Origin of the sequence: Myxococcus sp. CA051A (assembly GCF_013336705.1) — a bacterium.
Taxonomy (GTDB): Bacteria; Myxococcota; Myxococcia; order Myxococcales; family Myxococcaceae; genus Myxococcus; species Myxococcus llanfairpwllgwyngyllgogerychwyrndrobwllllantysiliogogogochensis.
The window spans coordinates 293,553-306,312 of record NZ_JABUMS010000013.1 but is presented as its reverse complement, the minus strand read 5'-3'; the positions used below and the strand labels follow the sequence as shown (position 1 = coordinate 306,312).

Here is a 12,760-nt window from a genome sequence, read left to right as displayed (position 1 = left end):
GGCCACACTCGAGCCTCGGCTACCTCACGCCTCTGGAATTTCGACGGCAGTGCGAAGCAGTGGTACCCAACCCATCCCGGCCGGCACCTCTCTCGTAATCAGTGGTCCGAAGGATCCAGGCAGGTCACACCTGTTGGGCACTGGTGCGGTAATAGTCACGATGAGTTCCGCGCGAGTTATGCTGTTGCTGTCGAAGTGCCGAACCTGTCCTTCCGGGAGCGTCAAGCTCTTATGCGAGATGCCGTAGGCGAGCGGAGGAAGCGAATTGATCTATCAAGTCGAATGCATTGATGCGGTACTTCTTCAGCAACGGCTATGCGGATCCACAGACTTGGTGGACACCCCCGAAGAGGTTCAAGCAGCCGGGCGAGGAGTAGCGGCGTAGTTGCCTGCTGGCGTCCTTTTTGAGAGGCCTTTTATGGCGAAAGATCCGGCTGGCTCATTTTCCCCGAATGGGCGGCACACTGTTGTCCGAGAGCCCACGGGAGAGGAGTCTCTTGGGTGCCCGTTGTTTCGCCTTCGGCTGGATGGTGCTGTGCTGGAGTCGAGGCGCGGCATTGGTAGGTGGCTCTTCGGTGAGGAGGTGGTTTGGTCCGCTGACTCTCGCTACATCGCAGCCCAACGATGGGATCACCCAGGCCGTGGCCCACAGACATCGATCTTGCTGCTTGACCTTGAGCAGAGGCTCTGGCGAGTCATCGGGCCGAGCTATAGCGCAGTAGTGAAGCCAGTCTTGTTTCATGGTACTGAACTCGACTTTGAGACCTTGGACTTGCGCACCGGTGATACGGCCAGAGGGCGCGCTGAGTGCTCGCCTGGTTTGACTAGATGGGGGGACTTGCAGGACGTAATGTTGTCGGAGGAAGCTTCGGCCTAAGGGGACCTAACTAGAGTTAGGGGTGGGATGGCCACCGACAAAGGGCATCCCCAGTTTGAGTGCATGGTGCGCGAATTTGTCCTCATGGGGTGCTCAGCTCTGCGGCTGAGGCGACAACTTCCCTGGCACAGGGGGGGGGATAGGGATGGGTACTGAAGAGGCTGTTCGTGTGCTGCTGGAAAGCCGTCTGATGCGAAAGCGCGAAGAGGTCGTGCGTTTCGAAGGGGCGCTGGAGTTCTTGTCTTCTGCGTCCGATGCTGAAGCTCATCTGGTGGAGATGCATCTGGCTTTCGATGATGCCGCGAGACATCTGGAGGTGATGCACGGGCTTGTGCATCTTCTGGAGTCATTCGATGTGGCCGCGCAGGTGCGCGCATTTGTCGAGGTGCTGGACCGGCTGTGCGTGCAAGCACCAGAGTGGACGAAAACACTGCTGTTCCGACTGCTTGGCGATGAACTGGCGAGCGCCGAGTTGCGCAGAGCGCTTCGTTCCGGTAGTTCGAGTTCTCTTGATGCCGCCAAGCGTGTGCTTGCTCAAGTGGTATCAGTCGATGACGCCGCTTTTGCAGCGGATGCAAAGCAGGTTCTCGATGCCCTGGAGTGAGCGAATCGGCACCTGCTGGGGTTGGCAGGTTACGACGAGCGATGAGGGACGACCTCAGTCAGACAGTTGCGGAGGTCACGACATGAATGACGAGGTGGTTTTGGCGGCACTTCGAACCGAGGGAGAGGGGCTCTCGGCGGTGGAGCTGGCTGCCTTGTTGGAACGACTCACGGGAAGTCTCTCGCAGACGGTAATTGTCTTCTATCTCAAGAGAGCATTTCCCCACATCCCCCTGCGTATCCTGATTGAGTCGGGTGCCTGGTCGCGTGTGGGCACCGGGAAGCTCTCCGATGATCAGTTCAACGAGTTGCTGCGCCCTTGGCTGGGGCAGTGAGCTCTCCACATGTCGCTGGGTCGAGTATGAAGACCATCATTCAGCCAGAAGATTGGGAGACGGCTCTCAGCCAATGGCGAGGCGGGGAGGTCGTGGTCTGGATGTACCACGCCGGCCATCGGCTAATGGCGATCCGATTATCGCATTCCGAGATGTCGGAAGATCTCTACGTCGTTGGTGTCGGATGCCAGCAGATTCAGGGGCCATTTGCCTGGGGGCCATCCGCCCTGATGGTTTTGGCTGGGGACTCGGCACGCGAAGCGGGGAGCAGCGAAGATGGCTTGATACTTGATGCGGCGGCTGGTTTCCGCTTGTGTTGTAGAGATGTGGTGCTCGTGCGTGGACCAAGGGGAGGCTACGACGTGAGCTTCGAGGGCTTTCTTGGCGAGCAAGAGGATGCATGAAGGCCAGTGCGCAAAGAGCCGCTCGCTTTTGGAAGGAACTCCTCGAAGAGGTGGTCCGTCCTTCCGTGATCGTGGGTTTCGAAGACTACTATCGGCGCCTGTCCTCATGGGTCATCGGACATACCCAGGACTTCGGGGCCGAGTTGCTGGAGGAGAGCGGGCTTGCGGTGTTGGCTCGTCTGGACCCGAGTCGGTACCTGTCAAAGAGTCCAGAGATACGCTTGGACTTGGAACTGGCTCGGCTGTCTTCGGTCGCGCCGAAGTCCATGGAGTCCGTTGCGATGGCTCTCAGCGACACGCTGCTGGATATGGTGACGGTGTGGTCTGTCAGGGACTGTCGAAACTGTGGAGGGCCGATGCGTATCATGGTGGCTTTATCGGATGATGCGCGACGCCTCTTCCTGCGTTGTCGTGACTGTTCCCATGAGGAATGGGAGGATGGTAGCCGAGTGGAGACTCGGGTGAGGCGCGTCCTTCCCGCGACGAGGGGCGATGTCGCTGGACTACATTGAGCGCATGCGGTCTCGGAGGATGGGATGGCGGTTGATGGGTGACACAAAGCGATGAGCAACAAACTGAGTGAACAGGACCGGCTGATATGGGCGCAGCTCGTGGACGCACACCGCCGCTTTGGTGACGCGAGCCGAGTCTTCTTGGCCAAGGGCGTCGACAGGGCTGGATTGATTCGCCTTGCACTGAGCAGGCGCGTTGATAACACTGCGGTCCGCATGTTGGAGTCGCTCTCCTTGGCTGAACTCCAAGAGTTATTTCCAACGCTCCTGCACTTTGCGAGTTTCGGCCACGGAGCGGTGGGATGGTTCAGAAAGGCGATTCTTTCGCTCCCAAGAGCGTGGGTGATTGAGCGCCTGAAGCAGGATGTCCCACCCTCCTCAAGGCTGGTGACTATGATGAGTGGCAGCGCATCCTGGAGTTGTATGAGGAACTTGATCGTGCCCTGACGTTGCAGGTCGCGAAAGAGGCAGCCGCCCATGATGATCCTGACATTCGAGAAGCGGGTGAAGACTTCCTGGAGCGGCTGGGTGGGAGCCGAGAGTCGTGACACCCTGCTTCGTTCGTCGCGGACAGACCTGCTGTCGTCAGCAGGCAAGCTCTCCGGCTTCGGCAGGGCAGTGGTTGCGGCGCGCATGCAGACCTCGGAAGGTGTGCTCCAGTCGGGATGAATGCGGCTGTTGTTTTGAAGGGACGAAGGAGTTCTTGGCTGCTGCGTCAATTGGTTGGAAATAGGAGACTGAAAGCTCTTCTTGAGCATGGTTACGACGTTCAGTCACTTTCGCGGCGAGGGTGAGACTGGAATGCTCTAAGGGGCGAGGACTTCTGTTGTGTTTAGGGGTGATCTGTGATGGGTGGTGCGGAAGAGTGCAGGCGCTTAATTGTTGGGATGTCGACGGGTGATAGGGTTTTGGTTTATCTTGCGTATGCTAATCGAATAACCGTTACTGTTCGGGAGTTTTATGGTGATCATGATTCTCTGCGACTGAGTGACTGCAATGAGACTCTGCATCGATTGACTGGCCACTTGTTCGATCTCCAGTTTGACGGTGTTGATTCGGCGACCGAGGAGTCGTTCGCCAGAATGATTGTTGCAGATGCTGGTTCGCGTGGGTGGTTGCCAATGCTTAGGCGGTCATTCCCAGTTATCCATCCAGATGCTACTTGATCAGATGCGGGAGGCTCCGCGAGGCGGGACGCGAGCGCTGATGTGACGTAGGCAGAGCGGGCAGTGGCCGATGCGGCGCATCAGCAGGGGCTGAAGTCGACGGCGTACCTGGGGCAGTGTCCATCGTGCCCTGCTCTGGGAGGAAGCGCTCAACGGAGCGCGGGGAATGGTGTTACAGCGCACGCCGTCCGCGTACACCTCAAGACTGGCATTGAGTTCCTTGAAGAGCTAAGGAACAAGAAGCCCTGCGTTGCTCTCAGTAGCGAATGTGGCGCCTGTTGCTCCGTATCGCCGGCGTCCTGCTGCTCGCATTCAGGCACTGCCATCGTGAAGAACGGAGGAGGCTGGAGAGAAGAGTCCAGCCTCCTTTGGCTCACTGGGGCGCGGGCTGGATTCCCATCGAAGGCAAGGGCGTTGAGCCCATCACCTTGGGCCTGACGGCGAGCAGTCGCAGGCCGTTGGCGACGACGAGCAGCGTGCTTCCCTCGTGCAACACCACCGCGTGGCTGATCTGCGTCAGGCCGAAGAGGGTCGCGATGATGAGCACGGCGCTAATGCCCAGCGCGATGACCAGGTTCTGCTTCATCACCGCCGTGGCTTGACGCGCCAGTCCCAATGCGAAGGGTAGACGGGACAGGTCGTCGCTCATCAGCACTACATCCGCCGTCTCCAACGCAGCGTCGGAGCCCGCTCCGCCCATCGCCACGCCCACTGCCGCAGCGGCGAGTGCGGGCGCGTCGTTGACTCCGTCGCCCACCATGGCCACCGAGCCCTGACGCCCCATCTCACGCACGGCTGTCACCTTGTCGGCGGGCATCATCGGCGCTCGCGCTTCGTCGAGCCCCACCTGCGCGGCGATGGACTTCGCGACCCTCGCATTGTCTCCAGACAGCATCACCGTCCGGGTGATGCCCTGCTGCTTGAGCGTCTCGATGACATGCCGTGCTCCCGCGCGCACGGTGTCCGCAACCCCAAGCACTCCGAGGTAGCGTCCCGCCTTGCGCACCACCATCGTCGTCTGCCCCGCCTCCTCCAGCCGGTCCACCTGCGCCTTGATGTCGGCGGGAACAGTGTCCCCTTCGAACAGCGCGAGGCTGCCCACGTCCACCAGCGCGTCACCCACCTTCGCTCGCAGACCCTTGCCGTGGATGGCCTCCATGTCGCTTCCGGCCGGGGCCTGGATGCCCCTCGCGGACGCGGCCTCCACCACGGCGTGCGCCAACGGATGCGCCGAGAGCGCTTCCACCGCCGCCGCCGTCCCGAGCAGCTCCTCGTCCGTCACGCCCGCAGCCGGCGCCGTGCTGAGCAGCTTCGGCTTGCCCACCGTGAGCGTGCCCGTCTTGTCGAAGGCCATGGCATTCACCTTCCCGAGCAGCTCCAGGTAGATGCCGCCCTTGATGAGCACTCCACCTCGCGCCGCCGCCGCCACCGCAGACAACACGGCCGACGGCGTGGAGATGGCCAGCGCACACGGAGACGCGGCGACGAGCAGGGACACCGCGCGCAGAATCGCCTCCTTGAGCGGCATCCCCATCAACACGAGCACCACGGGGAACACCACCGCGCCAATCATCACCAGCGGGGCGAAAGTGCGCTCCAGCCGCTGCGCGAAGCGCTGGTTCGGACCCTTCTGGGCCTCGGCCTCGGCCACCATGTCCACCACGCGCGCGAGCACCGACTCCGAGGAGAGCCGCGTGACCTCCACTTCCAGCAGCGCCTCGCAGTTGACCGTTCCGGAGAACACCTCGTCCCCAGGCTTCTTGGGGACAGGCATGGACTCGCCAGTGATGGCGGCCTGCTCCAGCGAACTCTTTCCCTCTCGGATGATGCCGTCCAGCGGAACGCGGTCTCCCGGACGGACGACGACGCGGTCTCCTCGCAGCACCTGCGCGACGGGCACTTCCACCAGCTCGCCACCCCGGCGCACCCGGGCCACCTCGGGACGCAGCGCACCGAGCGACTCGATGGAGCGCCTCGCACGGTCCATCGCCCTGTGCTCCAGCGCGTGACCCGCGCTGAACAGAAAGAGAAGGAAGGCGCCCTCGAACCAGGAACCCAGCACCGCGGCTCCCAGCGCGGCCACCACCATCATCGTCTCGATGTCGATGCGCAGCTGGAGCAGCGACTTCACCGAACCCCGGATGGCGAAGAACCCGCCACTGAGGATGGACAGCGCCCACACCACGGTGGGTACCAAGGCGGGCACGGGCGCGAAGCGCTCCAGCAGCCACCCCGCGACGAGCAGCACTCCCGAGGCCACCACCAGCGGCATCTCCAGGAGCGGCGCCAGGCCGCCTCCATGCGCATGGTGCGAACACGCATGGCCGTGGCTCGGCACCTCCAGCGTGTAGCCGAGCTTCTTCGCCCCGGTCTCGATGCCCTTCAGCGAGATGTCCTCGCTGTCGTACTCCACGACGAGTCGCTCACTGGCATACGCCACGTTCGCGGACAGCACGCCCGGGAGCTTTCCGAGCCCGTGCTCGATGGCCGTCGCCGAGTCGGCTGAGCTCATCCCTCGCACGAACCACGTGTGATTCTTGTACCGCTTCGCCACCTGCTCACCCGTGCGCTTCACCGTCGCGAGCAGCGCCGCCGCGTTCACCAGCCCGGGGTTGTAGTGGAGGCAGACCTCCGCGTAGCCCTGGTCCCGGCGCAGATGCACGTCGATGACGCCGTGGTGCGCCTCGAGCGCGGCTTCCAATTTCTGGAAGCGGCCCGCGTCATCCGTCTCGCCCGGTAGCGCGTCCTCCAGGTCGAGCTGGAGCGCGACTCCTCCGCCCTCCGCCGAGCGGTAGCCCGGTGGACGGACGCGCTTCGGCTTCGGGTGGTGGTGGTGATGCCCGTGGTCGCCGTGGTCGTGGTCGCACCCGGCTCCGTGCTCATGCGCGGCGGCCTGACCGTGGTCGTGTGAGCACCCTGGACCGTGCTGATGCGCATCGGCACCGTGGGCATGGTCATGACCGTGCTGATGCGCGTCTCCACCGTGCGCGGCATGGTTATGGGTACACCCCGGCCCGTGGACGTGCTTGTCCTCGCGCTTGGGGCCGATGATCTTCAATCCCTTCAGCACGGGCTTCGCGGCGGCCGGCTTCACCGCCGCGAGGGACGGCCCGTGGCCATGTCCGTGGTCATGCTTGCAGTCCGGTCCGTGGACGTGGTCGGCCTGGGCATCGGTCTTCTTCTGCTCGGACATGGCGTCTTCTTCCTGAAGCTGAAACCTAGTGGCGGTGTCCGCCGTGCTTGCGGGCAGGGGCGGGGGCGGGAGTCGGAGCACGCACGGGCTCGGCCTCCTCCTCGTGGTGGTCCTCGTCCTCGTGCTCCTCGGGAATCGGCTGCGTGAAGCGCTGCCCCGCGACCTCCAGGGTGAACGCCTTGCACTCCGGAGGAACGTCGAACTCCAGCACCGCGGGGAGCCGACCCTCGTACGACTTCAGCGTCTTGCCCTGCTCGTCGTAGACGGTGCCACCAGCAGCCACCGTCATCGTCTCGTCCACCAGCACCGCCACCAGCTCCGCCATCTCCTCCATGCGGTCGGCGATGCGGTGGCACCACAGGTGGCCCACGCCCGGATACGTCTCGTGGGAGATCTCCTCCATCTGCTCCTCGTCCACCTGGTCGCCCACGCCGACGAAGACGAAGCTCATCCGAGGCAGCCGGCCCGCCGCGATTTCCTTCGCCACCTGAGTGGCATAGGCCCGCACGTCGTTGCCGTCCGACAACTGCGAGTCGGTGATGATGACCGCCAGCCCGCGCCGCGCGCCCGTCTGCACCTGCTGCTTCATGTGCGCCACGAAGTCGCGCAGCACCGGCAACATCACCGTGGCCTTGCCGTAGGCCCTCGGCCCCGGGAAGCGGAAGTCCTTGGCCTGCACCGCCGACAGCAGCCCCACTTCCTCCAACTGGCTGCCATCCCCGGTGGCCCAGTACGCCACGCGCACCTGCCCGTCGCGGTCCTTGCTGGCCAGGTACTCCAGCATCCACCGCATCTGCGGCTCGACCAGGTTCTTCACCGGAGCCAGCTTGGCCAGCACACCGCGAGGACCGTACTCGTCCTCCATGCTCGCCGAGCCATCCATGTAGAGGGCCACGTCCAGCCCCTCCACCGTGGGGTCATGCAGCAGCGTGGCCACCACCTTGTTCCCCATCCGATGCACGTCCGAGAACGGACGCACGATGACTTCGTGGCCAGCCATCAGTGATGGTCCTCGTCTTCCTCGTGGTGGTCCTCATCCGGCAGCGGCTGGGTGAAGCGCTGGCCGTTCACCTCCAGGGTGAAGCTCTCCGCGCCCTCGGGCACGTCGAACTCCAGCACCGCGGGCAGGCGGCCCTCGTACGTCTTCAGCACCTTGCCCTTGTCGTCGTAGATGGTGCCACCGGCGGCCACCGTCATGTTCTCGTCCACCAGCACCGCCACCAGCTCGGCGACCTGGTTGATTTCCTTCGCGATGCGGTGGCACCACAGGTGCCCCACGCCCGGGTACTCCATGTGGGCAATCTTCTCGAGCTGCTCCTCGTCGATGGCGTCACCCACGCCAACGAGCACGAAGTTCAGCCGAGGCAGCCGTCCCGCTGCGATATCCTTCGCCACCTTCGCGGAGAACGCCTCCACCTCGTCGGCGTCATGCAGCTGTCCGTCGGTGACGATGACCGCGCAGCCTCGGCGAGCGCCCTGCGGCACCTGCTCCTTGAGGTAGCGCACGTAGTCCTTCAGCGCCGGAGCCAGGAAGGTGTGGCTGCCCAGCTTCTTCGCGCCGGGGAACCTGTACTGCTTGACGTCCACGCCCTTGAGCTCGCCCACCACCTCGACGTCCTTGCCGGAAGCGCCGCTGGCCCAGTAGGCGACGCGGAGCATGCCGTTGCGGTCCTTGGTGGCCAGGTACTCCAGCATCCACTGCACCTGCGGCTCCACCTGATTGGCGGGGTCCTTCAGGGGCGCGCCGCGCAGCCACTCCAGGAAGGAGCGGTTGGGACGTTCGTACTTGTACTCCTCCTGCATGCTGCCGGACGCGTCCATGTAGATGGCGACGTCCAGGCCCTCGACGGTGGGGTCGTGCAGCAACACCGCACGTACCTTCCCCTCCTCGACGTGAAGATCCGAAAACGGCTCGACCGGCTTCTCGTGACCCATCGTTCCCCCTGCCAGGTTGGGGGCCGAGGCTATCACCTTCCGGCGGGGTTCCACGCCCTCGCGCGAGGCGCCCTCAGTCCTCGAAGTCGGACATCCAGTCGGGCTTCTTCGAGGGCACGGACGCCGAGGGGGCGGACGGCTCACGCCGAGTGCCAGGAGAGGGAGCCGCCGGGCGTGGCTTCGCTCCAAAGTCCTCCATCCAGGAGGGCGTGCCCGGCTTCGCGGCAGGCGGAGGCGCCGCTGGCTTCGCCCGCGTGAGTCGAGGCTTCGCCGCCTCCGGATGCGCCGCCGCGTGCGCGTTCAGGAAGTCCTGCATCCAGTCGCTCGGGCGCGGAGGCTTGGGCGGCGCGCGCGGGGGCAGGGGACGCTGGGGCACGGGGCTCGTCACTCGCGGCGCCGACACCGGGGGCGAGCCACCTCCCGCGCGGATCCGTGAGCGAAGCGCGCGCTCCGCTTCCGTGGGCCAGCCTGGCAGCGCGGCCAGGGCCTGACGGGCCAGCTCCAGGAACGCGGGTGTCGCGGCCTCCGGCGGAATCTTCACCTTCTCCGCGCGCAGCCACTCCGCCATGCGCGTGAGCAGCCCCGGGTGCTGACGGCGCAGGATGGCCACGTCACCCTTCACCTCGTAGCCGCGCAGCTCCAACTCGGCGATGGCCATGGCGCGGCTGGGCACGGGCAGCTCCATCCGGGCCAGCGCCTCCGGTCCACGATTCGCTCCGGCATCTTCCTGAAGCTGGGTGAGCACATCGTGAAGCATCCGCGCCACCATGGGGCCGTTGGAGGCATTGCCCATCTGGAGCTCCGGAGGCACCGAGGGCCATGCGAGCACCAGCCCCTGGCCCTGGGCGATGACGTCCGGTCGGTCTCCCGGCAGGAGCGCCACGTAGCCGCGCGGCGCGGTGGCGCTCTCCATCGTCTGCGCGTAGTGGAACGCGTCGGCCGCGCCCTGCGTCAGCCCCGCGAGCACATCTCCCCGAGTCACCGTGAGCTGCCCCGGCACGCGCTGGGGTGACGTGCCCGGCCACGGGCCGGACAGGTGCCCGTAGAGGTACACGGGGTCGTTGAAGCCCTCGGCGTCGGCGGGGTGCTCGACGAGCTCCACGGAGAAGAAGAACAGCTCCGACGCGGCGATACGCCGAGGCGTGCGTCCGGAGGCGACTTCGTGGTGCGTGAGCTGCGCGAGCGCGGAAGCGGGCAGGCGGCCTCGCTCGCTCGCGGGAACGACGTGTACCCCGCCCAGCGCGTCCAGGCCCACCAGCCACTCCGGCTCCAGGGCGTGGTTCGAGTCCAGTCGGAAGGCGTCCACCACGTGCGCGATTTCGGAGGCGTCCGACTGGACGGGCTCCGGCGGCGTGGCGGCGTGGGGGATGAAGTAGCGGGGCAGGTTCACGGCGGCGGCGTCAGGCTCCCGCAACCGCGAGGACCACGCAAGCTCGGCACGGGCCCCGAGTCAGTCCCAGGCGCCCGCGTGGACGTGGCGCGCTTCCTTCAGGGGGATGGGGCCCTCCACCTCGGTGGGGCTGCTGCCCCGCTCGAAGACCTCCCGGCACGACATGGCGAGCCCGCCTCGGGATGTGCCCACCAGCTTCGCGAACTCCGCGGACGACAGGGAGAACACCACCCGGCGCACGCCACCCCAGAAGATGGCGCCCGCGCACATGGCACACGGCTCCGTGCTCGCGTACATCGTGCAACCCGCGAGGACCTCCGGCGTGAAGCGCTTCGTGGCGTCCCGCATCAGGTTGGACTCCGCGTGGCCCGTGCAGTCCCGCTGCGTCGCCACCGTGTTCTCGCCCTCCAGCAGCACCTGTCCCTGGGCGTCCACCAGCACCGCGCCGAAGGGCTGGTCCCCGCGCGCCCTGGCACGGCGTGCCGCTTCGATGGACTGCTGAAGGAATCGGGTTTCCTCGGGACGCATGGGCCAGCCTCCGGTTCGGGGCCGGCAACCTAACGACGCACCCGGGACCTCGCCACGGTTCCTCGGGGAGGACGGACGTCGGCTCCTCGACCCGCGCCGTGTGTCCCCGGGAAGCTGGGAGCGAATCCAGCCCCCGGGGCACGTTCAGCGGTTACTGGTCGTCGCAGGGGGTGCCCAGGCGAATGCCCTCGTACACACCCAGGTCGTTGTAGATGAGCGGCAGGTTCTCCTCGACGGGCACCTGGCGCAGCTCGAGCGACTTCTTCGTGTTCTCAATCCAGACGGACGTCTTCGCCTTGTCCAGCACCAGCCGGAGGTCGCCCTTCTTGGTGGAGAAGATTTCGCCTTCCGAGTCGGAGATGACGTTGGTCATCTTCTGCGGCTTGAGCGCGCCACGCGGGCCGATGAAGACGCGGTAGTTCTTCTGGTCCGTGGTGCGCGCGCCCTTGTCCACGAAGTAGTAGTTGCCCTTCGTGTCGCGCAGGAGCGCGTACGGCGCGAACTGCTGCGGGTTGGGGGCGTAGGCGGCCTTGCGCAGGATTTCCGCGCCCGGGACCGCCTCCATGAGGTTGAGGGGAATGTTCTTCTCGCCGCACCGCACGGCGCACGTCTTCGCCTTGCGGTCCAGCTCCACCTCGGAGACCACGCGCCAGTCCTGGCCACGGAAGCTGGGGTTGGCCGACTTGTTGAAGAAGCGGGGCTCCAGGAAGCTCGTCCCGGAGGTGAACGGCAGGGACGGCACCAGGAAGAAGGTCTTCCCGTCACCGTAGTAGAGCTGGTCTCCGCCGCGCTCCTCCTCGGGAGCCACGACGACGTAGTGCCCCTTGCCATCGGTGCAGATGGAAGTGGACTCCATGATCATCTTCTGGCCCAGGTTCTCCTCCTTGCCCCAGGGGGGCTGGAGGGTCTCGGATGCCAGGGACGCGCTACAGGCGAAGGACACCGCCACGGCGGCGATACGCTGGAAGTTCATCGCAGGGTCTCTTGGACTAAAGGTTCGTCTTGTAGAACTTCTTGGCGAACGTCTCCTGATTGGAGGCGTCCTTCGAGGTGGTCCAGATGAGGCGCTGGGCGTCGAACTTCGGCTCCAGGCTCGCCCCCAGGCGGCAGCTCACCTGCTTCACCTTCTCCTTCACGGTCTGCTTCGCGACGTTGGAGACGTCACACAGCTCCTTCAGGACGCTGAGCGAGGGCTCGCAGTAGCCGCTGATGCTCAGCTCCTTGAGCTGGTCGTCGGTGATGGTGCTCCAGTCGATGTTCGCCGCCACGGAGGTGCCACAGGACTTGTTCATGTCCTGGAGCACGGCGCCGTAGTCCTTGTCGTGGCGCGCCATCTCGCCCTTGCGGTCGAACGCCATCAGCTTCTCCAGCGTGCCGTCCTCCTGCTGCTTCTGGTGCTGCTTGTAGACCTCCTCGGACTTGAGGGCCTTGGTGCGCTTCTCGTCGAAGGAGACGCGAATCTCCTTGCCGCGCCCCGGCACGTACAGCTCGTAGTTCGAGTTGCGCATGTACAGCACGGTGTAGCCCCGGCCGCGCCACTGGGTGGTGTAGTTGTGCTGCTCGCTGCTGTTGGTGCTCCAGTCCTTGAGCTCGAACGGCAGCACCTTGCCGTCGATATCGGAGCCCGTGCCCTGCACGCGCAGGATGAACTTCTTGGACGAGCGCGGGGTGAGGGGGACGACGGCCACTTCCTCTCCCTCGGCGCCGGAATAGACCTTGCCGGCCTCGACGGGGGCCGCCGCGAGGCTGGAGGTAGCCCCCAGCAACAGCGTGGTGACGAATACCGCGACCAGGTTTCTCAAGCGATTCACCTCATG

Annotated in this window: 11 protein-coding genes; 4 read left to right on the top strand and 7 right to left on the bottom strand. The window is 65.1% G+C overall.

Translation table 11 applies throughout. The features are described from left to right. The first annotated feature begins 1,022 nt into the window (after positions 1 to 1,022). From HUA74_RS32800 to HUA74_RS32785, 4 genes are all read left to right on the top strand, one after another. The gene (locus tag HUA74_RS32800) at positions 1,023 to 1,481 is read left to right on the top strand and encodes an Imm30 family immunity protein (protein ID WP_174457677.1); all 459 of its coding nucleotides are present in this window, start codon (positions 1,023 to 1,025) and stop codon (positions 1,479 to 1,481) included. Positions 1,482 to 1,563: 82 nt separating this feature from the next. Further along, complete coding sequence (locus tag HUA74_RS32795) at positions 1,564 to 1,815, top strand: hypothetical protein (RefSeq protein WP_174457676.1); 252 nt, start codon at positions 1,564 to 1,566, stop codon at positions 1,813 to 1,815. A 26-nt stretch (positions 1,816 to 1,841) separates the two neighbouring features. Beyond that, complete coding sequence (locus HUA74_RS32790) at positions 1,842 to 2,219, top strand: hypothetical protein (RefSeq protein ID WP_174457675.1); 378 nt, start codon at positions 1,842 to 1,844, stop codon at positions 2,217 to 2,219. A 989-nt stretch (positions 2,220 to 3,208) separates the two neighbouring features. Beyond that, a complete protein-coding gene (locus HUA74_RS32785; protein ID WP_174457674.1) occupies positions 3,209 to 3,400 on the top strand; it encodes a hypothetical protein in 192 nt (63 codons plus the stop codon). 870 nt (positions 3,401 to 4,270) lie between these two features. Here the strand turns inward: HUA74_RS32785 and HUA74_RS32780 are convergent. From HUA74_RS32780 to HUA74_RS32750, 7 genes are all read right to left on the bottom strand, one after another. After that, positions 4,271 to 7,090, bottom strand: a complete 2,820-nt coding sequence (locus tag HUA74_RS32780) for a heavy metal translocating P-type ATPase (RefSeq protein ID WP_174457673.1) — start codon at positions 7,088 to 7,090, stop codon at positions 4,271 to 4,273. A 25-nt stretch (positions 7,091 to 7,115) separates the two neighbouring features. Then, positions 7,116 to 8,090, bottom strand: a complete 975-nt coding sequence (locus tag HUA74_RS32775) for a vWA domain-containing protein (RefSeq protein ID WP_174457672.1) — start codon at positions 8,088 to 8,090, stop codon at positions 7,116 to 7,118. Continuing rightward, the gene (locus HUA74_RS32770) at positions 8,090 to 9,025 is read right to left on the bottom strand and encodes a vWA domain-containing protein (protein WP_174457671.1); all 936 of its coding nucleotides are present in this window, start codon (positions 9,023 to 9,025) and stop codon (positions 8,090 to 8,092) included. Before HUA74_RS32770 ends, HUA74_RS32775 begins: the two co-directional genes overlap by 1 nt. 73 nt (positions 9,026 to 9,098) lie before the next feature. Further along, positions 9,099 to 10,415: a hypothetical protein gene (locus HUA74_RS32765; RefSeq protein ID WP_174457670.1), complete on the bottom strand. Its 1,317-nt coding sequence runs from the start codon at positions 10,413 to 10,415 to the stop codon at positions 9,099 to 9,101. A 60-nt stretch (positions 10,416 to 10,475) separates the two neighbouring features. After that, on the bottom strand, positions 10,476 to 10,943 hold the full coding sequence (locus HUA74_RS32760; RefSeq protein WP_174457669.1) for a nucleoside deaminase: 468 nt from the start codon (positions 10,941 to 10,943) through the stop codon (positions 10,476 to 10,478). 151 nt (positions 10,944 to 11,094) lie between these two features. Beyond that, entirely contained in the window at positions 11,095 to 11,916 is an 822-nt protein-coding gene (locus HUA74_RS32755) for a hypothetical protein (RefSeq protein WP_174457668.1), read from the bottom strand. A 16-nt stretch (positions 11,917 to 11,932) separates the two neighbouring features. Further along, positions 11,933 to 12,754, bottom strand: coding sequence for a hypothetical protein (locus HUA74_RS32750; protein WP_371817339.1), 822 nt, complete (start codon positions 12,752 to 12,754; stop codon positions 11,933 to 11,935). Positions 12,755 to 12,760 lie beyond the last annotated feature (6 nt).

What these genes read in the sequence shown, in the direction of transcription:
- HUA74_RS32770 (WP_174457671.1), bottom strand. Translation starts at nt 9,025, where the DNA reads ATGGGTCACGAGAAGCCGGTCGAGCCGTTTTCGGATCTTCACGTCGAG.
- HUA74_RS32755 (WP_174457668.1), bottom strand. Translation starts at nt 11,916, where the DNA reads ATGAACTTCCAGCGTATCGCCGCCGTGGCGGTGTCCTTCGCCTGTAGC.
- HUA74_RS32760 (WP_174457669.1), bottom strand. Translation starts at nt 10,943, where the DNA reads ATGCGTCCCGAGGAAACCCGATTCCTTCAGCAGTCCATCGAAGCGGCA.
- HUA74_RS32790 (WP_174457675.1), top strand. Translation starts at nt 1,842, where the DNA reads ATGAAGACCATCATTCAGCCAGAAGATTGGGAGACGGCTCTCAGCCAA.
- HUA74_RS32795 (WP_174457676.1), top strand. Translation starts at nt 1,564, where the DNA reads ATGAATGACGAGGTGGTTTTGGCGGCACTTCGAACCGAGGGAGAGGGG.
- HUA74_RS32785 (WP_174457674.1), top strand. Translation starts at nt 3,209, where the DNA reads ATGATGATCCTGACATTCGAGAAGCGGGTGAAGACTTCCTGGAGCGGC.
- HUA74_RS32775 (WP_174457672.1), bottom strand. Translation starts at nt 8,090, where the DNA reads ATGGCTGGCCACGAAGTCATCGTGCGTCCGTTCTCGGACGTGCATCGG.
- HUA74_RS32800 (WP_174457677.1), top strand. Translation starts at nt 1,023, where the DNA reads ATGGGTACTGAAGAGGCTGTTCGTGTGCTGCTGGAAAGCCGTCTGATG.
- HUA74_RS32780 (WP_174457673.1), bottom strand. Translation starts at nt 7,090, where the DNA reads ATGTCCGAGCAGAAGAAGACCGATGCCCAGGCCGACCACGTCCACGGA.